The 21028-nt window shown below is 53.3% G+C and carries 20 protein-coding genes; 14 read left to right on the top strand and 6 right to left on the bottom strand.

Features of this window, described 5'->3' with window-relative positions; translation table 11 throughout:
- Positions 1–206 precede the first annotated feature (206 nt).
- From ACTHPM_RS14930 to ACTHPM_RS14915, 4 genes are all read left to right on the top strand, one after another.
- Positions 207–2834 (top strand): discoidin domain-containing protein, encoded by a 2628-nt coding sequence (locus ACTHPM_RS14930; protein WP_440421589.1) that lies wholly within the window; start codon positions 207–209, stop codon positions 2832–2834.
- A 176-nt stretch (positions 2835–3010) separates the two neighbouring features.
- A complete protein-coding gene (ant(6), locus tag ACTHPM_RS14925) occupies positions 3011–3868 on the top strand; it encodes an aminoglycoside 6-adenylyltransferase (protein WP_440395583.1) in 858 nt (285 codons plus the stop codon).
- 388 nt (positions 3869–4256) lie between these two features.
- Entirely contained in the window at positions 4257–5168 is a 912-nt protein-coding gene (locus ACTHPM_RS14920) for a prenyltransferase (RefSeq protein ID WP_440395584.1), read from the top strand.
- Between the two features lie 54 nt (positions 5169–5222).
- Complete coding sequence (locus ACTHPM_RS14915; RefSeq protein ID WP_440395585.1) at positions 5223–5987, top strand: DUF6081 family protein; 765 nt, start codon at positions 5223–5225, stop codon at positions 5985–5987.
- A 76-nt stretch (positions 5988–6063) separates the two neighbouring features.
- On the opposite strand, the gene ACTHPM_RS14910 is transcribed toward ACTHPM_RS14915, so the two are convergent.
- The 3 genes from ACTHPM_RS14910 to ACTHPM_RS14900 form a co-directional block, all read right to left on the bottom strand.
- Positions 6064–6981: a glycine betaine ABC transporter substrate-binding protein gene (locus tag ACTHPM_RS14910; protein ID WP_440395586.1), complete on the bottom strand. Its 918-nt coding sequence runs from the start codon at positions 6979–6981 to the stop codon at positions 6064–6066.
- An 85-nt stretch (positions 6982–7066) separates the two neighbouring features.
- Positions 7067–7933, bottom strand: a complete 867-nt coding sequence (locus ACTHPM_RS14905) for an ABC transporter permease (protein WP_440395587.1) — start codon at positions 7931–7933, stop codon at positions 7067–7069.
- A complete protein-coding gene (locus tag ACTHPM_RS14900) occupies positions 7911–9128 on the bottom strand; it encodes a quaternary amine ABC transporter ATP-binding protein (protein ID WP_440395588.1) in 1218 nt (405 codons plus the stop codon). Before ACTHPM_RS14900 ends, ACTHPM_RS14905 begins: the two co-directional genes overlap by 23 nt.
- 359 nt (positions 9129–9487) lie before the next feature.
- Between ACTHPM_RS14900 and ACTHPM_RS14895 the strand changes: the two genes are divergently transcribed.
- From ACTHPM_RS14895 to ACTHPM_RS14870, 6 genes are all read left to right on the top strand, one after another.
- On the top strand, positions 9488–10054 hold the full coding sequence (locus tag ACTHPM_RS14895) for a GbsR/MarR family transcriptional regulator (RefSeq protein ID WP_440395589.1): 567 nt from the start codon (positions 9488–9490) through the stop codon (positions 10052–10054).
- A 130-nt stretch (positions 10055–10184) separates the two neighbouring features.
- Positions 10185–11027 carry a DUF4362 domain-containing protein gene (locus ACTHPM_RS14890; RefSeq protein ID WP_440395590.1) on the top strand — a complete coding sequence of 281 codons (843 nt, stop codon included), beginning with the start codon at positions 10185–10187 and terminating at the stop codon, positions 11025–11027.
- A 153-nt stretch (positions 11028–11180) separates the two neighbouring features.
- The gene (locus ACTHPM_RS14885; protein ID WP_440395591.1) at positions 11181–11879 is read left to right on the top strand and encodes a response regulator transcription factor; all 699 of its coding nucleotides are present in this window, start codon (positions 11181–11183) and stop codon (positions 11877–11879) included.
- A 1-nt stretch (position 11880) separates the two neighbouring features.
- A complete protein-coding gene (locus tag ACTHPM_RS14880) occupies positions 11881–12813 on the top strand; it encodes a sensor histidine kinase (RefSeq protein ID WP_440396232.1) in 933 nt (310 codons plus the stop codon).
- Between the two features lie 164 nt (positions 12814–12977).
- The gene (locus ACTHPM_RS14875) at positions 12978–13901 is read left to right on the top strand and encodes an ABC transporter ATP-binding protein (protein WP_440395592.1); all 924 of its coding nucleotides are present in this window, start codon (positions 12978–12980) and stop codon (positions 13899–13901) included.
- Positions 13894–14583, top strand: coding sequence for an ABC transporter permease (locus ACTHPM_RS14870; RefSeq protein ID WP_440395593.1), 690 nt, complete (start codon positions 13894–13896; stop codon positions 14581–14583). The genes ACTHPM_RS14875 and ACTHPM_RS14870 overlap by 8 nt, the downstream gene beginning before the upstream one ends.
- Positions 14584–14755: 172 nt before the next feature.
- On the opposite strand, the gene ACTHPM_RS14865 is transcribed toward ACTHPM_RS14870, so the two are convergent.
- On the bottom strand, positions 14756–15268 hold the full coding sequence (locus ACTHPM_RS14865) for a DUF4188 domain-containing protein (RefSeq protein WP_440395594.1): 513 nt from the start codon (positions 15266–15268) through the stop codon (positions 14756–14758).
- A 23-nt stretch (positions 15269–15291) separates the two neighbouring features.
- On the bottom strand, positions 15292–15924 hold the full coding sequence (locus ACTHPM_RS14860; RefSeq protein ID WP_440395595.1) for a TetR/AcrR family transcriptional regulator: 633 nt from the start codon (positions 15922–15924) through the stop codon (positions 15292–15294).
- Positions 15925–16113: 189 nt separating this feature from the next.
- Here ACTHPM_RS14860 and ACTHPM_RS14855 point away from each other — a divergent pair, with 189 nt between their 5' ends.
- The 4 genes from ACTHPM_RS14855 to ACTHPM_RS14840 are packed head-to-tail and all read left to right on the top strand — an operon-like array spanning position 16114 to position 20330.
- Positions 16114–17607: a sulfatase family protein gene (locus ACTHPM_RS14855; RefSeq protein ID WP_440395596.1), complete on the top strand. Its 1494-nt coding sequence runs from the start codon at positions 16114–16116 to the stop codon at positions 17605–17607.
- 28 nt (positions 17608–17635) lie between these two features.
- On the top strand, positions 17636–18403 hold the full coding sequence (locus ACTHPM_RS14850; protein ID WP_440395597.1) for an ABC transporter permease: 768 nt from the start codon (positions 17636–17638) through the stop codon (positions 18401–18403).
- Positions 18379–19200 (top strand): ABC transporter ATP-binding protein, encoded by an 822-nt coding sequence (locus ACTHPM_RS14845; RefSeq protein ID WP_440395598.1) that lies wholly within the window; start codon positions 18379–18381, stop codon positions 19198–19200. The genes ACTHPM_RS14850 and ACTHPM_RS14845 overlap by 25 nt, the downstream gene beginning before the upstream one ends.
- Positions 19201–19223: 23 nt before the next feature.
- Positions 19224–20330, top strand: coding sequence for an aliphatic sulfonate ABC transporter substrate-binding protein (locus tag ACTHPM_RS14840; protein ID WP_440395599.1), 1107 nt, complete (start codon positions 19224–19226; stop codon positions 20328–20330).
- On the opposite strand, the gene ACTHPM_RS14835 is transcribed toward ACTHPM_RS14840, so the two are convergent.
- Entirely contained in the window at positions 20327–21025 is a 699-nt protein-coding gene (locus tag ACTHPM_RS14835; RefSeq protein ID WP_440395600.1) for a response regulator, read from the bottom strand. The genes ACTHPM_RS14840 and ACTHPM_RS14835 overlap by 4 nt on opposite strands.
- Positions 21026–21028: the final 3 nt, after the last annotated feature.

Genomic DNA, 21028 nt, shown 5'->3' with positions numbered 1-21028 from the left:
ATGAACGGAGAATGAACAACAGATTACAAATGGGGGGACGGGGGAGGCGCATTTTCTTAACAAAACACAGTCCCATCACTAAAAACGACATGTTCATTGCGCTGCGGCGCACGTTAAAATGTAAGCGATTTCAATTTTGGAGAGGTGGGATTTTATTGACAGGTTCGATGAAAAGGCTGGGCCTCGGATTGATGGCACTTCTGCTGATGTTTCCTGTATTATCAGGCGGAAGCGGCAAAGCGTCGGCGGCCAGCGATGCTTCAAGCGCCAACTTGGCGCTCGGCAAGACAGCAGCAGCAAGCTCCGGGAAAGCAGGCAACGCCGTGGATGGCGATGCGGCAACGGTATGGCAGCCGCTGGCGATCGACCGGCAGGACGACATGAACGTCTGGATCTCGGTGGATCTGGGAGCGCAGGAAACCTTCAACAAAGTCATGATTCATCTCAATCGCGCGGATAACCTGAAGGATTATCAAATCCTGTATTCGGAAGACGGCAGCAGTTGGAATCAGGTTTTCAACAAAAATAAAGATCTTACGGCAACGGAGGCAGCGATGTTTGACAGTACTTCGGCAAGATATATCAAACTGAATTTGAATCTGAGCAAGGATTTGAACGTCCAGCTGTCGGAGCTCGGTGTGTACAACAGTACGGAAACGCCGGCTCCTGCCGGACTGAAGCGCATTTATTTTGCGGATGCAAGCGGGAAGGAATACCCGAACAACGCCGAGGTCCGGCTGAACAAGGGCGGGACGGGAACGCTGGTGCTGAAGGGAGAGCTGGATTCCGGGCAGGAAGTGGACCTTACCTCCTACGCGAAAACGTTCATTGCAACGACACAGGATGTGAGCATCGATCCGTCGGGAGCGTTTAAAGCGAACCAGGTCGGGGCGGCGCTTGTGCACGGCGTGGTACAGTCGTCCCAGGAGCTGAAGACGGCTGATTTCTGGATCGTGGTTGACGATCCGGATGCGTTCCTGGATGAAAGCTATGTCATGAATTCCGCGCTGACCCACCCGCATATGAAGGCGGAAATCGGGCAGCCGGCCATGCTGGAGCCCAAGGATACATATCCTACCGTGTCCACTGTGTCCAACGTGAATGGCACGCTCAGCGGCGAGCTGATTTTCGGTGGAAAGGCCATTGCCAAGCTCGATCCTGTGGCTGTGAGCAAGGGCGAGTCGAAGCAGTGGACCCCTACAGGCAAAGCTGAAAAGGAAGGCCGCTATGAAATCCGCCTCACCATGGAACAGGATGGGAAACAGCCGGTCTACGATTCGTTCTATTTTACCGCATGGGACCATAATAAAATCCCTAAGGATCAGAGCCAAATCGCTTTCCTGGGCAAGAACGGAAACATGGTCTACATCAGCGACTTCAGAGGCAATCAGATTCTGGATTTCTCGAACGTCGGCTACATGGGCGGCGGTGTGAAAATTCCGGATGTTAAAGTCAAAGCAACCGTCAAACCGGGGGACGGCGACGACACTGCACGCATCCAGGCGGCTATTGATGAGGTTTCGAAGCTCCCTGTCGGCAAAGACGGCTTCCGCGGCGCGGTGCTGCTGAAAAAAGGGAAATACGAGGTAGGGGGCACCATAAAAATCAATGCCAGCGGTATCGTGCTGCGGGGCGAGGGGCAGGATGAAAAAGGCACCCTCATCTATGGCACGGGAGCGAACCCGCGCAACCTGATCGAAATCGGGCAGAACACCGGTCTCAGCATCGACAACAGCACCATGAAGACGGTCACCGATCTGTACGTGCCTTCCGGTTCCCGCACATTCCATGTGGATGACGCGAGCGGCTATCAGGTCGGAGATACGATTGTCGTACGCCGGATCGGCGACAAAAACTGGATTCATGAAATCGGCATGGATTACATGTACAACCGCCCGGGCGGCACGGTAACCCAGTGGTCACCGTTTAACCTGGATTTCGACCGCGTCATCACCGCCGTAAACGGTAATACGATTACCGTGGACGCGCCGATTTCGAATGCCATCGAGCGCAAATGGGGAGGCGGCCAAATCTTCAAATACACCGACAGTGCCCGGATCGAGAAAGTCGGCGTGGAAAATATGCGCGCGGATTCCGAATTCGATCCAAGCATTATGGACACGACCATGGACAATGGCCAGACCGATCCGTATTATGCGGACGAGAAGCATGCCGAGCGGTTCGTCGTGTTCAACAGCGTGAAAAATGGCTGGGTGCGCGGAGTAACGGGATACCATCTATCGTATTCGCTGGTGCAAATGAGCCGTAACTCGAAGTGGATTACGGTGCAGGACAGCAGCATGTATGATATGGTGAGCATCATTACCGGCGGCCGCCGCTACGTCATTCACCAAATGGGCCAGCTGAACCTGGCGCAGCGGATTTACACCGAGACGGCTAGGCATGCCTTCGTCGTCGACAGCCGCGTGCAGGGCCCGAACGTCTTCCTGGACGGCAAAGCCGTCAAGAACTTCAATACGAGCGAGCCTCATCACCGCTGGTCCGTTGGCGGCCTGTTCGATAACATCGACGCGCCGATCTCCATCCGCGACCGCGGCTGGCTGGGCAGCGGCCACGGCTGGGCCGGAGCGAACTACGTCTCCTGGAACACCGAGGATGAGCTGACTTCGCAGCAGCCGCCAACCGCGCAAAACTATGCCATTGGCCATGTCGGGCCAAAGGTTCCGGGTCTCGTGCCAAGCGATTATGACCCGCGTCCGCGCAGTGACGGATACTGGGAAAGTCTTGGCAAACATGTGAAAGTGGAGAGCTTGTACAAACAGCAGCTGCTGGAGCGGCTGGGCAAGAAGGCGCTGGACAATATCAAGCGTTAATAATATGAACCATATATCCGGCTGAATCCAACCAGCGCGGGTGAAACCGAAGCTATGAATGCCGCCAAGCGGCGGCGTTCATAGCTTTCTTACGTTCGGTTCTGTACAATCGTATTGAAGAACCTTTTGGAAGCAAAATGACTGCAAATCAAATGGGATGGAGGCAGAGGCTCAAGGTGAGAAGCGATGAAGAGATGATGAAGCAGTTTACGGATTTTGCCGTGCACAACGAGCGAATCCGCATGGTTACGCTGGAAGGGTCCCGCACGAATAGCAGTGTTACGCGGGATGCGTTTCAGGACTTCGATGTTTCGTATTTTGTCACGGAGATGGATTCCTTCAAGGCGGATGACGCATGGCTCGATGGTTTCGGGAACCGTCTCATGATGCAGAAGCCGGAGGACATGGAGCTGTTTCCACCGGAGCTTGGGAATTGGTTCTCATATATCATTCTGTTTGCCGACGGTCACAAACTGGATCTGACGCTTATTCCCGTCGAGGAGACGGAAGCTTATTTTGCAGACGGCGACGGACTGGTTGAACTGCTGGTTGATAAGGATGGCCGTGTTCCCCAAGAAGTGGTGGCGGAGGATAAGCAGTATTGGATCCACAAGCCGACTCCCAGGAAATTTGATGACTGCTGCAATGAATTTTGGATGGTCTCGACGTATGTCGTAAAAGGCTTGGCAAGACGGGAAATTCTGTTCGCCATCGACCATTTGAACGAAATCGCCCGCCCGAACCTCCTGAGAATGATGTCCTGGCACATCGGATCCGAGCGAGGTTATGACTTCAGCGTGGGCAAAAACTATAAATTTATTGACCGCTACCTTCCCGAAGAGGATTGGGATTTATTGCTTTCTTCTTACTCGGAAAATAGCTACCCGAATATGTGGAAATCGTTGTTTGGCTGCCAAGCGTTGTTCCGAAAATACGCGAAATCTGTGGCGAACAGCATGAACTATGCGTATCCGGACTATGATGAGGCCATTACAGGGTATACGGAAAATATATATCGTTCTTTAAATCCCTGAGGCGAGGGCAGTGACTCCCGGGAAAGAAGAAGGGGAGCACCATGCATTTTTACATTCTTTACCGATGTAAATTCTACAACTTCATGACAAAATCCGCTAAAGTATGCTATCCTTGAAGAGTACGAAACACAACTTTCTTCCTATTGATAATGCAGCTGCGCTTCATGTTGCTTCCATATAAATTGAATGAAGTTCAATAGATGCTTCTCTGCGATTTCGGTGATCACAGGAGAAGCTTTCTCCTTCTTTGGTTCCATTTATATGTCAAATGGGAAGGTTTGTGAAATTTATCATTTGTTTCGTTGGCTGTTCTCATTCATATTCCGTGCGAATGTGATATTCCCGGCATGCACGGGTATTTTAAACAAGAAAGGGGCATTGTGTAGACATGCTCAAACAATTCAGAAAGGCATCCCGGTTCGGTGTGGTGCCCGTCATGCTCATTCCGGTGGCGCTCGGCGCACTCGGGGCTTTTGTGTGGAACGGAGTGTTCAACGTCTGGCTGTTTCTGGTCACGCTCGTGGGGGCTGCTGCCGCCCATTTGTTCTCCAACATGATCAACGATCTGTGGGACTACAAGAGCGGAACAGATACGGCAGCCAAAGAAACCGTCGATGCGGTATCCACCAACTCCGGATTTCTCACCAACCAGATCTGGAGCATCCGCAAATTTGCGGCCGTCACCTGGGGATTGTTCGCTCTCGCTGCCGTTTGCGGCATCGTGCTGGCGATTTTCTCCGGCATCTGGGCATTTGTGTTCGGGGCACTGGGCGGATTGATCGCATACTTCTATGTGGCTCCTCCGCTGAAGTTCGGTTACCGGGGGAAAGGGTACAGCGAAATTGCCATCCTGCTGTCCTTCGGGGTGCTGCCGGTAATGGGAGCTTATTACGTCCAGACCTCGCACCTCGACCTAAGAGCGCTGCTGCTTTCCCTGCCGATCGGACTTCTGACGACATTGATTTTGTTCAACCATCACTTCCTGCATTGGCAGGCGGACCGCCAGGCGGGCAAACGCACGCTGGTCGTCGTGTGGGGCGAACGCAGAGCGCTTCATTTCTCACGCTTTCTGCTGCTGCTTGCCGCATTGACGCTGATCGCCAGCGTAATCGCCGGAGCGCTTCCGGTATATGGTCTGATCGCACTTCCGGCCATGCTGCCGCTGTATCAGGTATATGGCAAACTGAAGCCGCAAAACACGTCTCATGCTTATCTACCGCTTATGGGCGCTTCCGTCAAATCAGCGCAGCTGAGCGGCTTGATCATGATGGTGTGCTTATTCATTCAAGGACTCATCTGATAACATATCATCTGGACAGGTACTGATCCATTACAGAAAGGAAGTCGAAGCAACATGGAACAACAAAAAGTCATCGGTGATTTTCATACGATTCTATCGGAAGGCGAAGTTTGGAAGGTAGGCGGATTTCCGCTTCCCGACGGTTCTTTCTGGGAATACCGCGAACCGAACGCGGTCGTCATCGTGCGTAACGGCATCCTGTATGTACGCGCTCCGCTGAGCCGCGAGAATCATCAGATTCAAATTCTGGATAACGCTAAGCATATGTACTATTCCGTGGAAACGATCAAGGTACCCGAGTCGGGCGAGGTCAGCTTCGAGCTTCAAATTCGTGCCCGCAGCGAGAATACCGCTCCGAACGATCTGTACGACGGCTATGTATCGCTGAACCTGCTGGACTTTACGACCGGCGCGGCCCTCGACTTCTTTGCGGGCAACGACAAGTACGCAAGCGTGTACGCCGTGCTTCCTTTCCCGGGAGTGGAGGTGCCTCCGTCCGACAAAACGCGTTACTTCTGCATTTTCAAGGAAGATACTAATTTTAAGGCGCGGGAGTTCAATACGTACAAAATTACGTATGACCGCGGTAACGACGAAGCGGTATTCTACCTGAACGGTGTGGAAATCCGCCGCGAAAGAAACATTCCGATCAAATTCAACGAGTTTACGATCGCGCTCGGCATCATGACCGAGAAGGATATCTCTCCGGAAGGCAGCGTGTCGGTCCATGGACAAACCGTGACTGCCGAATATTCGCCGGTAACGGTGACGATCAATGATCGCGCGGAAGGCAAGAAGACTGCAAAGAACGAGGAGTAGTCATCTAGAAATAAACAAAGAACTCCAGGACCTTATGGTTCCCGGAGTTCTTTTTTGTTTCAGGCGAAGTTTATGTTTACTTCTTCAAATCCTCGATCGACTTGATGTCCACATACGAAGGAACGACCAGTCCGGTCTTCACGCCGGTCATGTTCGCGCCGAGATCGTCGACCTTGTCCTTGAATTTGTCCATGTAGTCCGCATGCGTCAGCGGCAGCCATGCTGCAGCCGTGGCATCGACGTCGCCGTTCGCAACGCCTGTCCACATCGGGCCGGCTTCGACCTGCAGGGCGGTTACTTTGTAGCCCAGCTTATCCTGCAGGACATACTGAAGCAGGTTCGTGCTGGCGATCTCCGAATCCCATGCCACATAGCTGAGTTTCAGCGTTTTGCCGTCGACAGGCTTCAGATCCTTGATCCATTCGTTCACACGGTCCTCATGCTCGTCGGCCCATTTCTTGGCCGCTTCTTCAGGCTTGGCGCCTTCCTCGATCGCAGTCATGATCTCACCCATTTCGTCGGAGGACCATTCGAAACGGTCCAGGAATTCATAAGCCGTCGGCTCCGCTTTCTTCAGGCCTTTGCGGGCGACGGTGTGGATTTCCTCCGCTTCGCCGTATACCTTCTTCGGATCTTCGAGATACTTCAGGTCATATTTGGAGAACATCCAGTGGGGCGTCCAGCCCGTGATGATGATCGGCTTCTTGTTCTTGATGTCTTTGGCCAGCGTAGCCGTCATGGCCGCGCCGGAGCCCTCGATCAGCTTCCAGTCGGAAAGGCCGTATTCCTCGATGGCTTTATTCGTTGCTTTCATGATGCCGGCACCGGGATCAATCCCGATGATTTCATGCTTTACCTGTTTGCCGAAGGATTCGGCGCTGCCGCTTCCGTTCTGCGCTTGGTCATCGCTCGCGCTGCTGCTTGAGTTGCAGGCTGAGAGCATTAATACACCTGCGAGTCCGAGTAACGACATCCATTTCGCTTGCTTTTTCATTTGATCTACCCCTTTTTTTTCAAAGATATAAGAAAGAATAAAGCTTCAAAGACCTGGGCTCCCGATAACGTACGAAAAACTTGAGCTATTCGCGGTCCGTCTTCCTGGAAGTGCGTCGGTTCGCGGTTTTCTTATTGGATTTGAAGAATGCTTGCGTAAACCGGTCAAGTACAATGGCCAGAATGACTACAACCAGTCCGGCCTCGAAACCCTTGCCGATTTGGAGCTGGGTCACCGCGCGATATACTTCCGCGCCGATGCCCTGCGCGCCGATCATCGATGCGATAACGACCATGGACAGCGAGAGCATGATCGTCTGGTTCACACCGGCCATCAGGGTAGGCAGCGCCAGTGGCAGCTGAACCTTAAAGAGCTTCTGTCCTGATGTGGAGCCGAAAGCATCCGCCGCTTCCGTCAGCTCGCCGGATACCTGCTGAATGCCCAGCAAGGTCAGGCGGATTGTCGGCGGAATTGCAAAAATCACGGACGCAATGACGCCCGGCACGACGCCGAGACTAAAGAAGGTGACGGCAGGCAGCAGGTAGACGAACGCCGGCATCGTCTGCATGAAGTCAAGCAGCGGCGTGATGATCCGTGAAGCGCCCTTGCTGTATGCGCACCAGATGCCCAGCGGAATGCCAAGCACGACCGAAATCAAGGCTGAGGTAATGACAAGGCTGAGCGTATCCATCGTTTGGGACCAGTAGCCCAGGTTGTAAATGACCAGGAAGCCGATGACCGAGAACAGGGTCAATGACCAGCGCCCGACTAGGAAAGCCAGAACGCCGAGAATGACGACAAATACGAACGGATGAGGCAGCATGAAGATCCAGGTAAAGCCTTTGACGATACCTTCGATGGCCGCGCCGATCCAGTCAAACAATAAGGTCAGATGATCTTCCATCCAGCCGACGAGCGTTTCAACCCATTCATCCAGCGGTATTTTCGGCATCCGGAATCACCTCCTTCGTGTTGTTCTCCCCCGCCAGAGCGCCTAGCACGGCTCCGCGGACGATGACACCGAGCAGACGGTTCTGGTCATCCACGACAGCCAGCGGCACTTTGGCCAGGCTGGTCATTTCGAACAGCTCATTGATGACGACCTCTGGATGCACCCGCGGACCGTCCGTAATGAGGATATCGCCAAGCGATTGGCCGCTGCGCATGGCAGCGGAGGCATCCTCGGCCGTAATGACGCCGAGCAGGCGCTTGGTACGGTCTACGACGAACAGATTGGAGATGGCGCGCTCACGCATGAGCTCGAGCGCCACGCGCGGACCGCGGTCGGCCATGATCGTCTCGGGACGGCGCATGACGTGGGAAGCGGTCAGCACCTTGGACAGGTCGACGTCTTCAACGAAGCGCTCCACGTAAGCGTTGGCCGGCTGCGTCAGGATTTCCTCCGGCGTTCCGACCTGGACAACGGCGCCGTCTTTCATTAAAGCGATGCGGTCGCCGATCCGAAGCGCCTCGTCCAGATCATGCGTGATGAAGATGATTGTTTTCTTCATCTTCTCCTGCAGATCGAGCAGCTCATCCTGCATATCCCGCCGGATCAGGGGATCCAGCGCGCTGAATGCTTCGTCCATGAGCAGGATTTCGGGATCGTTTGCCAGCGCCCGGGCGAGGCCGACGCGCTGCTGCATTCCGCCGCTCAGCTCATCCGGGCGTTTATCTTCCCAGCCCTTCAGTCCGACCAGCTCCAGCGATTGCTTTGCTTTCTCCTTGCGCATCCGCTTTTCTTTTTTCTGTATTTCGAGGCCGTATTCCACGTTTTCGAGCACGGTACGGTGCGGAAACAGCGCGAATTTCTGGAAGACCATGCTGATGGTCTGGCGGCGCACGGTGCGCAGCTGCTCTTTATTCATTTTCATCAGATCCTTGCCATGAACGAGGATTTCTCCGGACGTAGGCTCGATCAGCCGGTTCAGCATCCGCACAAGCGTTGATTTGCCGCTGCCTGACAGCCCCATGATGACGAATATTTCGCCTTCCTCAATGGAGAGGCTGACACGGTTCACACCGACCGTAACGGATTTTTCCTTTGCTACTTTTTCTTTGGTCCAACCTTGATCGAGCAGCTTCACGCATTCTTCCGCATGAGGCCCGAACAATTTGCTTACCTTTTGAAGCTGTAAGATGGACAAGATCAATCCCCCCTTAAAAGCCTTTCAATATGAATCTTACCGACATACCCCTTATGTTCTTTCGTACTCTGGTTGAATCATGAACCGGCGTATAAGCAACGTGTAACAGTGTAACAAACTAATAATATCGTATCAAACGTTTTAACAGTATGTAAAGAACGTACAGTAAAAACTGTACAAAGTAATTCTCTGGATTGCTGCATGATGCTCCACATTCCTGCTTCTGCGGCTTCTTTACTTTTAAAAGTGGTTTTTCTACAATAGACCAAGAAGGTTGTTGCCTCAGAATTCTTCCCAGACAAGAACTTGGGTTGCGGAAGACCTGCGAGAGAATGGCTGAACATAAGGAGGTTGCAAGCATGGGCTTGGACCCGGGTAAAGAAGAACAGAACGCTGCGCTCCAAAAAATGCGCAAGCGCGTCATAGAAACGATTGGGCGAAACATGGACTTATACGGCATCTCCTTATCCACGGGGCATCTCTATGGCCTGCTGTATTTTGCAGACAAGCCGATGACACTTGATGAGATGGGCAGCGAAATGAAGATGAGCAAGACCAGCATGAGCACGGGCGTACGCACGCTGCTGGATCTGAAAATGGTTAACAAGGTATGGGAAAAGGGCTCGCGCAAGGATTTGTACGAGGTGGAGTATGACTGGTACCAGACCTTCACGGACTTTTTTGACATCAAATGGCGCAAATCCGTGGAAACGAACATTATGGTTTTACGCAAATCCATGGAAGAGATCGATAAATTGGAAAAAGAACATGCGGAAGATCCCGACATGGTGGACCTGCTCCGGAAGGACAAGGCTAAACTTCGGGATGCCTATGCGTATTATGAGTGGCTCGACCGGCTGATCGACACCTTTGAGAATGGCGACATTTACAAACTGGTGCCAAAGGAACCGCCGGCCGAAATCTAACGTTAGACCGGAATGCGAAATACCGCATTCCGGTCTTTTTCTATCCAAGGATGGAAGCGGTCTTGCAACTGAAACCTTTGCGATTCGGTGCACGTCAAGAAGAAGAGACGAGAAGCAAGGGGGAACTCGAATGAAATCTGCAGGATGGATGATCGTGCTGCTGTTGATCCTACTTACCGGATGTTCCGCAGGGCAGGAAACGGCGATTCATGAAGCACAGCCGGAAACGCCACAGACAATGGAAGAATCCATGGAAACGGCTCAACCCGGTATAAGCGCGGATGTGGTCGATAAGCACGGCATGGTGGACCATATCGAGCTGCTGGACGCCTTCGTGGATAACCCTCAGGGGACGCAGCGGCTAATTCGTTACACGATCGAGGGCGATCCGATTTATTATGATTTGACGCGCGCAAACGGAAAGGTCAAGCTGAGCGTGGACACGACGGAGGACAAATTTGGTAAAGGGGAAGTCAGGACGTATTCATGCGATTCGTTGATACGCGAGGAAACGGATACGCAAATCCGGTATGCGCTAACGGGCTGTGAAGGGCATTCGGAGAATATGGAGCTGATTCATGTTCCTTTTGATGTGAGCCAGCAGGACCGTTTTGAATTTGTGCTCAAATACGGGCCGGGTCTGACGAATGAAATCAACACGGTAGATCATAAGCTGCAGAGAGACCTCGGGAATGACCGGATGATGCATGTCAGCGATTTTGGCATACCGGAAAAGGACCGTCAGAACATATATCGTGAGCTTGTGCTTGCCGCATACCTGAATGAAAAGAAGCTTTCTTCCGTATGCAAGCAGCAGGAAGGGGAGCGTTATGACCTGAAGGTACTCATTAATGGCGGGGAGCGCCATTTTCAGTGGAGCTCATGCGATACGGGAGCGGATGGCCGGCAGATGACGGCTGTCGTGGAGAAGGTGATCGCAATCGTCGAGAGCGGCTCGATGGATCGGTTATAGCCAAAAACAATGGTGGAACAGCAGCGGCAGCCGTTTGAAATACTCAGGGAGAGCGCCTTCGGGGGCTCTTATTTTTCGTCTATTCATAGGCGAAGGAGGGACCTTTCCGGTATAGTAGAGCTATATAACCTAACAGGATAGGCGGGGATTGGCATGGCTTCAAGCATACTGCTGGTGGAAGATGACCACGCGATCGGCGAAATGATAGAGAGCTACTTGACGATGGAAGGCTTTGACGTCGTGCATGCGAAGGATGGCGAGGAAGCGCTGGAGCGCTTCGGGCAGCGTGAATACGATTTGGTGCTGCTGGATCTGATGCTGCCGAAGCTTGGCGGCATGGACTTCTTGAAGGAAATCCGGAAGAAGAGCCATGTACCGGTGCTGATCGTATCGGCGAAGGACGGTGAAGTGGACAAGGCGCTGGGACTTGGCTTCGGGGCAGACGATTATATCACGAAGCCATTTTCGATGATTGAGCTGACGGCGAGGGTGAAGGCAGCCATTCGCCGCGCCACGGCCTATGTGGGATCGCAGCCCGCACAGCAGAGCCGGATCGCCAAGGTACATGAGCTGGAGCTTGATCTGGACCATCTGTCTGTAACGAAGAACGGCGAGGAAATCAAGCTGACGGCCAAAGAGCTGCAAATTTTGCAGCTGTTCATGACGAACCCGAAGAAGGTGTTCACGAAGCAGCATATTTTTAACTCGGTCTGGAACGACGCGTATTACGGCGACGAAAACGTCATTAACGTGCATATGAGCCGGCTGCGCGAGAAGATCGAGGATAATCCGTCCGAGCCGCAGTACATCAAGACGTTGTGGGGTATTGGCTACCGATTGGGGGAATTTTGACGTGCTGTTCGTCCTGCTCGCGATCATCGTCCTGCTGGCGCTGCTGAACGTTCTGCAGTGGGTCACCCGCCGCAAAAGGACGAAGCAGCTGAGCTATATCATCAACAAGCTGCATGCGATCATAGACTCTTCCTCGCAGGAGCAGCTGCTGCTGTTTACGGAGGATGCGGAGTACCGCAGGCTGCTGATCGTCATCAACCGCCTGCTGGAGCAAAACCGGCAGTCCGAAACGGGCTTCACGCGCACGGAGCTCGCGATGCGCAAGATGCTGGCGAATATCTCGCATGATTTGAAGACGCCGCTGACCGTGGTGCTTGGAACCATCGAAACGATGAACCGGCAGCCGGATTTGCCAAAAGCCGAAAGGGAGCGCCTCATGGGCAGGGTGCATGCCAAAGCCGTCGAAATTGTCGAGCTGATCAACCGGTTCTTCGACCTCGCGAAGCTGGAATCGGGGGATAAAGAGCTGCCGCTTACCCGCATACCGATGAACGAAATTTGCCGGAAAAACATGCTGGCCTATTATGATTTGATTGAATCGGAAGGATTGACCGCGGATATTGATATCCCGGATGTGCCGCTGTATGCCTGGGGCAACGAAGAGGCTATCGACAGGGTCCTGAACAACGTGCTGAGCAATGCCATCCGCTACGGAGCAGGGGGCGGGGTGATCGGCATGAGGCTGCGTGAAGCCCAAGAATGGATTTGGATCGACATTTGGGACAAGGGCAAAGGCATCAATGAACAGGAGCAGGCGCTTATTTTCGAACGGATGTATACGCTGGAGGATTCGAGGAACAAGAGCTTTCAGGGAAGCGGCCTCGGCTTGACGATCACGAAACGGCTGGTCGAGCTGATGGACGGGGAGATCCGGGTGGAGAGCAGGCCGCATGAGCTCACCGTGTTCACGATTGCGCTGAAGCGGCTGTCCTGACATCAGGCTGCAGCTTTCGGTTACCTAGGAAGGAGCGATGCATGTGAAATCGCGCTTGTTCATCGCTCCCATCTCTTAAGAAATTCGTAAGAATTGCGCAAGAAATGCGAAATGGTCGGCGGATATACTGGGTTTAAGCAAGAACGAGAGGAGCAAGGGAACGTATGAGCTATATCGTCAGTACCCGCCACGTTAGCAAAGTATATAAAGGCAAAGAGGTTGTTTCGGACGTCAGCCTGAATATCGAGCAGGGGCAGATCTATGGACTGCTGGGCCCGAACGGCGCCGGCAAAACGACCTTGATGAAAATGATGCTGAACCTGATTAAGCCGACCAGCGGCGAAATTGAGATGTTCGGGGAAAAGCTGATGCCCGGGTCGGTGGAAATGTTCAAACGCATCGGCAGCATCATCGAGTATCCGATCTTTTACGAGAAAATGACCGCCAAGGAAAATCTGGAGCTGCACGGCGAATATATGGGTTTTTACAATAAGCATGCGATACGGGAGGCGCTGGAACTGGTGCAGCTGACCTCCATCGACAACAAGGCGGTTGGCGAGTTTTCGCTCGGGATGAAGCAGCGGCTCGGCATGGCCCGCGCGATCATGACGCGGCCCGAGCTGCTGATCCTGGATGAACCGATTAACGGCCTCGACCCCGTAGGCATTAAGGAATTCCGCAGTCTGATGCGCATGCTGAGCAAGGAATACCGGATGACCCTGCTCGTGTCGAGCCATCTGCTGAGCGAGATCGAGCAGGTGGCGGATACGATCGGCATCCTGCAGGGAGGAAGATTCATCCGCGAGGTGTCGTTGAATGATATGCGCAGCGAACATACCGATTATATCGAAATCGTGACGCGGCACTGCAAAAAGGCTGCTTTTGTCCTTGAAAACGAGCTTGGCGTCAGCAATTTCAAAATCATTGGCGATTCCGTGCTCCGCATCTATGAGTCGCGCTGGACCCAGCAGGAGTTGACAAAAGCCCTGGTGCTCAATGATGTTGAGATTGAAGCGCTCAACCACAAGCACACGTCGCTCGAGGAATTCTTCCTGCAGCAGATTGGCGGAGGTGAGAAGCATGCTTAAGCTGATTCAACTGGAGATCAAGAAACAGAAGCTCGGATGGTACGTCCGGGGAGCCATCATTGCGATCATCATCGTCTCTTTCTTCATGTGGCTTATGCCTTATGCTGAGGATGAAGGTAAAATTGCATTTGCCAGCTATGCGGAGGCCTTATCGATGGCCGGGCTTATCGTCCGGGCGGTATTCACTGTGTTTGCCTCGGTGCTGCTCAGCAGATTCATCATCGATGAATATAGGAACAAAACCGTAAGCGTCATGTTTACGTACCCGGTCGAGCGCAAAAAGCTGATTATGGCGAAATTGCTGCTGATTCTTTCCTTGACTTTCATCACGATGTTCGTCGGAACGTTTGTTGTCGTCCTGGCATTTCTGGCCATAAACAGCAATTTCCACTTCCTTCCGGGTAAGCCGGACGGGTCCGTTCTTCTGCATACGAGCATTCAGCTCTTCATCCAGACGCTGTCCGCGGCAGGGATCAGCTTAATCCCCTTATATTTCGGGATGCGCAAAAAGTCGGTGTCGGCAACCATTGTATCCTCTGTCATCATCATAGTACTGCTCAGCGCCAACAGCCCGGGATTCTCGCTCAGCTCGAATGTAATAATCCCTTTAATTTTTGGTGTGATCGGTTTTGCGATTGCTTATCTATCATTACGCAATATCGATAAAACCGATATTGTCTGATTCCATTCAAAAAGCACCTTTCATGGCATGAATGCCGGAGAAGGTGCTTTTTTGGCGCAGCGTCGTCTTGCCCGCTATAGCGTTGCCCGCGCAGAATGCAAAAGGAATCCGGCAGGGGAATGTGACCATTGCCGGATTCTTACTCGCTTACAGCACCGGATTTCTTACACACTCACTGCGCCGGATTCGGAGGCGTCGGCACAGCCGGCTCGCCGCCTCGCCCCAGCCTGCGGCTTGCCGTTTCACGGCGTCCCGTTGCCGGAACATGGCTCGTGGCTTTGGCGAGACCGAATACCGGCATGTTATTGTACACGGACTCATAATTGCCTTTCGGAATGATGTAGGTTTCATGAAAGATGCCGACCGTCCCGTCGGTTCCGATTTTACGGTTGAAATCCCTCCAGGCTTTGAGGTGCTTCTGGCCTTTCCGCGCGTAGTGCTCCAGCTGCTCGAAGGAATCCCAGTACTGAATAATGCAGGTCCTCCGCAATGAGAAGTGCATATGGCCGTCTTTGAATCCCAGCTCGCGGTTCATGTACAGCTCCCGGATCATGCCGGGCATGGACAGGAAGACAGGAAGCCAGCGGTGGACCGCCCAGAAGCGGTTGATCCGCATTCCGATAACGAATACCACAAACGAGTCCTCCGTATGCGCCGTATAACGGCCGGGTACCACCTTTTCCATAAAAACAGCTCCTTTTAATAGAGTCATTGTTCAATCAGCTTCAGATGGGTTTCGTAAAAGGCCATGACGTCCTTGGATCCGTACAGGCGGGAGGTGAGGAATCCGCCGTAAAACGTACTGAACAGGAACGGAACGGCGGCGTCGACCGTAATTCCGACCTTTAACCGGCCATCTTCCTGCGCTTCCTCCATACATCGGGTGAATAAGGCGAACATGTTGGGGCTCTGAGCCCCCGCCTCCTCATGATCGGGGAACAAGAGTATGACCTCGGCTTCGCTCAGCACCGGCATGTCGCAGTGCATGTTCATCTCGGACAAAAAGGCGATGAGACTCGGCATGACGCCTTCATTCGTGCGCGTGTCATCAGCAATTTGCCGCAGAATAAGCCGCATCGCATCGAAGCCGCGCAAGTCCTGTTCCCCAATCTCGATGATGCGCCGGGTCAGCCATACCCGCATGTAGTAGACGAGCAGATCCTCCTTCTTGCCGAAAAATTTAAAAAAGGTTACGCGGGAGATGCCGGCTGTCCGGCAGATATCGTCCAGCAGTACGTCTTTGAACATCCGGCCCGCGGTGAAGGAGAGGCCGGCTTCGTACAAGGCGATTTTCGTTTTGGCTTTTTTCAATTCTCTTAGTGGAATTTCATTGATGTTCATTGTTTACGGCTCCATTCGTTAACTTATGTTAATAAATTAACCTAAGTTAATTTATTTTGTCAAGATAAAGTAAATGAACCTGAAGCTGCGGCAAACGCCTCAAAAAGTTGTAAAAAAGTTCAACCTTATGCATTCAAGAATTCAAAATTATACTTAATTCATGAAAGCGGATACAGAAGCTGACACAGCATGTCAAACAAACTAGAAGCAAAGGATTTGATGAGCATGAGAATGATCTACCTGGACATCGATTCCCTGCGGCCGGATCATATGAGCTGCTACGGGTATCACCGTCAGACAACCCCGAATCTCGACCGGATCGCGGCGGAAGGGATGCGGTTCGACAGCTGCTATACCGTATCTTCCCCGTGCGTTCCGTCGCGTGCAAGCTTTATGTCCGGGCGCTTCGGCGTCAATCACGGCGCCCTGACCCATTGGGGACCCGGCTGCGAATTTCAGTATCCTGAAGGGGACGGGCACAGCGAACGCATTCCTTTCTTTACGCGTTACCTGCGCAAGGCAGGCATCAAGACGGTCACGTTCTCGACGTTCGGTGACCGCCATCACGCCTGGTGGTATTTTGCCGGGTGGAATGAGGTACATACCCATACGCTCAAGGAAGGGAATGAGAATGCCGACGAGGTGAACGCTGCCGTTATCCCTTGGCTTAAGGCCCATGGCAAGGAGGATAACTACTTCCTGCACATTCAGTACTGGGACCCGCACAGTTTTTACACGTATCCGAAATCGTACATGGAGCAGTGGAAGGATTCTCCTGTTCAGGCGTTCCCGGATGAGGCACAGATTGCCGCGCAGCAGCAGGACACCTTCCCGCGTTCAGCGCCGTTCCTGCATTGGGGCGACCGCTATCCGGAAACGATGCCAGGGGCGATTCGCAGCCGAGCCGACTTCAAGCATTTGATCGACGGTTATGACGGAGCGGTGTCGTACATGGATTCATTCGTGGGGGAGCTGCTTGATACGCTCCGGGAACTCGGCATCGAAGACGAGGTCTGCTTCGTCGTCAGCGCGGACCATGCGGAATCGATGGGCGAACAGGGCATCTATGTGGAGCATCCATGCGCGACGGAGGCGGTGCATCACATTCCGCTGATCATCAAGGCTCCAGGCATTGCGAAGGCGGGCGGAACTTATGACGGATTCCTCTATAACGTGGATGCCATCGCGACCATTACGGAAATGGCCGGGCTGCCGGTTCCAAGCGGATGGGACGGAAAGTCGTATATGCAGGCGCTGAAGGGCGAGCCGGTGGAAGGCCGGGATTACCTGGTTATGGAGCATGCCCTGTATACATGCCAGCGCTCGGTCCGGGATGACCGTTGGTTCTTTTTAAGGACTTATCACACCGGGCTCTACGATTTCGAAGAAGTGATTCTGTACGATATGTTGCAGGATCCCCATCAGACGCGGAACGTGGCCGGGGAGCACCCGGAAATCGTGAGCCTGATGGAGCACCGGATCGCGAAATGGCTGCAGGAGCAGATGAACAAACCGGGTTATAAGGCAGATCCGATGCAAAAGGTGATTGAGACGGGGCCTTATAAATATTTAACGGAAGAGGATTGGGTGAACCGGCTGCGCAGCAAAGGACATGACGAGGCAGCCGCGAAGCTTCTCGGCCGGCACGCAGATGAGGGAATGACACCCGCATATGAATTCTAAACGCAGCAGGAAAAAGGAGGGTAACAGCATGAATGCAAGTCGCGTATCTGCAAAACTCATTACGCCAATCTCGGTCATTTGCGGGATATTGATATGGTATGCTTTATCCAAAATACCGAGCGTCGGCGCCATCATCACAGATCCGATCCGTATCGCCAAAACGTTGTGGGCCGAAGCCAAAGCAGGCAATCTCTGGACGAACATATCGGCCAGCATGCTACGAGTGCTTGGCGGCTTCGCGCTTGGACTCGTGGTCGCCATTCCCGTTGCCTTCGTGATGGGCTGGTATAAAAACATCCGGGCGATCATTGAGCCTTGGATTCAGTTTTTCCGGACCATTCCGCCGATTGCGCTGATACCACTGGTCATCGTTTCGCAAGGCATCGGGGAGTCGGCCAAGATTGCCGTCATTTTCATCGCGACGTTTCTGGTGATGGTCATTTCCATCTTCCAAGGGGTGCGCAATGTCGATCCGACGCTGATCAAGGCGGCGAGGGTACTGGGTGCGAGCGACCGCCACATCTTCTTCGAAGTGGTTGTACCGGCTTCGTTTCCTTACATCCTGGTCGGCGTGCGCCTGGGTCTGGCCAGCGCCTGGACCACCTTGGTCGCAGCTGAGATGACGGGAGCGAACAAGGGACTCGGCAACATGGTCATGGAAGCCAGTCTGTACTTCCGGATGGATCTGGTCATTATGGGGATATTCGTCATCGGCGTGATCGGCCTTGCCATGGACAAAGGCGTACTTTATCTCGAAAGGAGACTGACAGGATGGCAGGAACTGCGACAATCTTAACACCGGCACAGCCCAAACTGGAGCAGCCCAAGATCAAAATCGAGAATTTGCGCAAAACGTATCCGGTTCGAAGCGGCGAGGTCATTGCGCTGAATGATGCGAATCTCGACATCATGCCGAACGAATTCATCAGCGTGGTCGGTCCGAGCGGCTGCGGCAAGACAACCCTCCTGAACATCATTGCCGGTCTGGAGCAGGCGACCTCGGGCAAAGTGGAGGTGGACGGGCAAATCGTGACGGGACCGGGAAAGGACAGGGGCGTTGTGTTTCAGCAGTATGCGTTGTTCCCATGGAAAACGGTCCTCAAAAACATCGAATTCGGCCTCAAGCTGCGGGGTTACAGCAAAGCCGAACGGCGCGAAAAGGCGGAGCAGTACCTGGAGTACGTAAACCTGAAGGACTTCGCCCATGCCTATCCGAAGGAGCTGTCCGGGGGGATGAAGCAGCGGGTCGCGATTGCGCGGGCCTATGCGGTCCAGCCGGAGGTGCTGCTGATGGATGAGCCTTTCGGGGCGCTGGACGCCCAGACGCGGGCCCAGCTGCAGGAGGATCTGCTCAAGACATGGCAGACGGAGAAGAAAACCTGCTTCTTCATTACCCATGACGTTGAGGAGGCGGTCATTCTCGGGCAGCGCGTCGTGATTATGAGCGCAAGGCCGGGACGAATCAAAGAAATTATCGACGTGGATATTCCGTATCCGCGGGATCAAACGACCAAGATGGATCCGAAATTCATCGAGATCAAGAACGAAATTTGGGCGAAGGTGTACAAGGAGTATCTGGAAGTACAAAAATAAGGAAAAATATAAGGGGGAAGAATATGAAAACTAATGCCAAGAAGGGCTTTCGTGCTTCGCTTCTGTTATCCGTACTGATGTGTTTAACGCTGATGGTAAGCGCCTGCGGCGCAGGCTCCGGCAGCAAAACGACGGCAGAGGAACCCGCTGCCCCAACGACCAAACAGGAGGAGCCGAAAGAAACGCAGGCTGAGGCTCCGAAATCGCCCGTAAAGATCAACGTCGGCTATATTCCCGATCTGAACGGCGCGGCGCCGATCGTGGTCGCGGAGGAGAAAGGCTTCTTTAAAGACGCAGGTTTGAACGTTAATGCCGTTAAATTCCTGAGCGGCCCGCCTGAATTCCAGGCGATGGCTTCCGGGGACCTGGATATCGCCTATATCGGACCGGGAGCGACCTTCCTGGCAGCCCAAGGCCAAGGGAAAATTATCGCACTGGCGAGCCTGGGCTTCGGCGACATGGTATATGCGACCAAAAAGTCCGGCATACAGGAATGGAAGGATCTGAAAGGCAAAACCGTCGGCGTCCCTAAAGGCACCTCCGGCGAGATGATCTTGAACCTGGGACTCGAAAAGGGCGGCCTCAAGCCTTCCGACGTCAATATCGTCAATATTGACGTGGCCGGTGCGGTTTCCGCTTTCGTCGCGAACAAGGTGGACGCGGTGGCGATCTGGTCGCCGTACACGAAGGAAATCGAGAAACAGCTGGGCAAGGACAACATCGTGAAGCTGGGTGACAACCGGACGTTCTATCCCGACTACGTTTTCCCGGCAAGCTGGGTCGTGAATCCGAAGTTCCTGGAGGAGAAGCCGGAGGTTGTGCAGCAGTTCCTGGAAGCATGGGTCAAAGCCAACGACTACAAAATCAAAAACGTGGACGAGACGATTACCCTGACCTCCAAATATACGCAAGTTCCGGAGGATTCGCTGAAGGAACAGTTTGAAACGATGGAATGGATCGATTCCGCCAAAATTGCAGGCTACATGAAGGACGGCACTACGGTGAAATGGTTCGAGAATTTGGAGAAAATGTTCGTGGCGAACGGCAAGATGGCAGAAGTCGTGCCGGGCGACAAATTCATCGCCACGGAACCATTCGTGAAAGCGCAGGAAGCTGCCGGCGGAAATTAAGGTTCGCCGCGCACCTGGTGGATCAAGTGAATGATATTCAGCTCGCGGAGCAGGGAGATCACCTCCTTGCTCCGTTTTTTGTTGAATTTTTTCAGGATGACGTTGATCTGCGATTTGATGGTTGAAATCTCGACCTGACGCTGCCTGGCGATTTCGGAAATCTTATAGTCATCATACAGCAGTTGAATGATCTCCAGCTCGCTTGGCGTTAATTGGGACAGGATCAGGGTCGCCTGAAACAGGTTCTCCTGATTTTTGCGGATGCGGGTGAATTCGCTTTTGATCTTGTTCGTAATTTCCGGATGCATGTGTGACACGCCCTCGTATGCACTGCGTACGCGTTGGACGATTTCCTGATCCGGCCGCGTCTTGAGGACGTAATCGACCGCTCCAGTCTCGAAGGCGCTGAAGATGGTCTCGTCGTCCTCATGAACCGTCAGGAAGACGATCCGGGTCTGCGGGAATTCCTCCAAAATTCGCTGTGCATGAATGATCCCGTCATGCCGGACGTCCATTTCGATGTCCATCAGCACGACATCCGCGAGGATGGAGCGCATCAGCTGCAGCGCCATTTTGCCGCTTGCGGCCTGGCCGACGATGGAGATATCCTCATGCTTGCTCAGGACGGAGCAGAAATGCTCGCGAAGTACGTCCAGATCCTCAGCAACCAGGACACGGATGGGAGTGTTTTTCATCGT

It is taken from the genome of Paenibacillus sp. SAFN-054, from assembly GCF_051966755.1.
Classification (GTDB): domain Bacteria; phylum Bacillota; class Bacilli; order Paenibacillales; family Paenibacillaceae; genus Paenibacillus_AQ.
The sequence above is the reverse complement of the archived record's forward strand: the minus strand, read 5'-3'. Positions and strand labels throughout refer to the sequence as shown.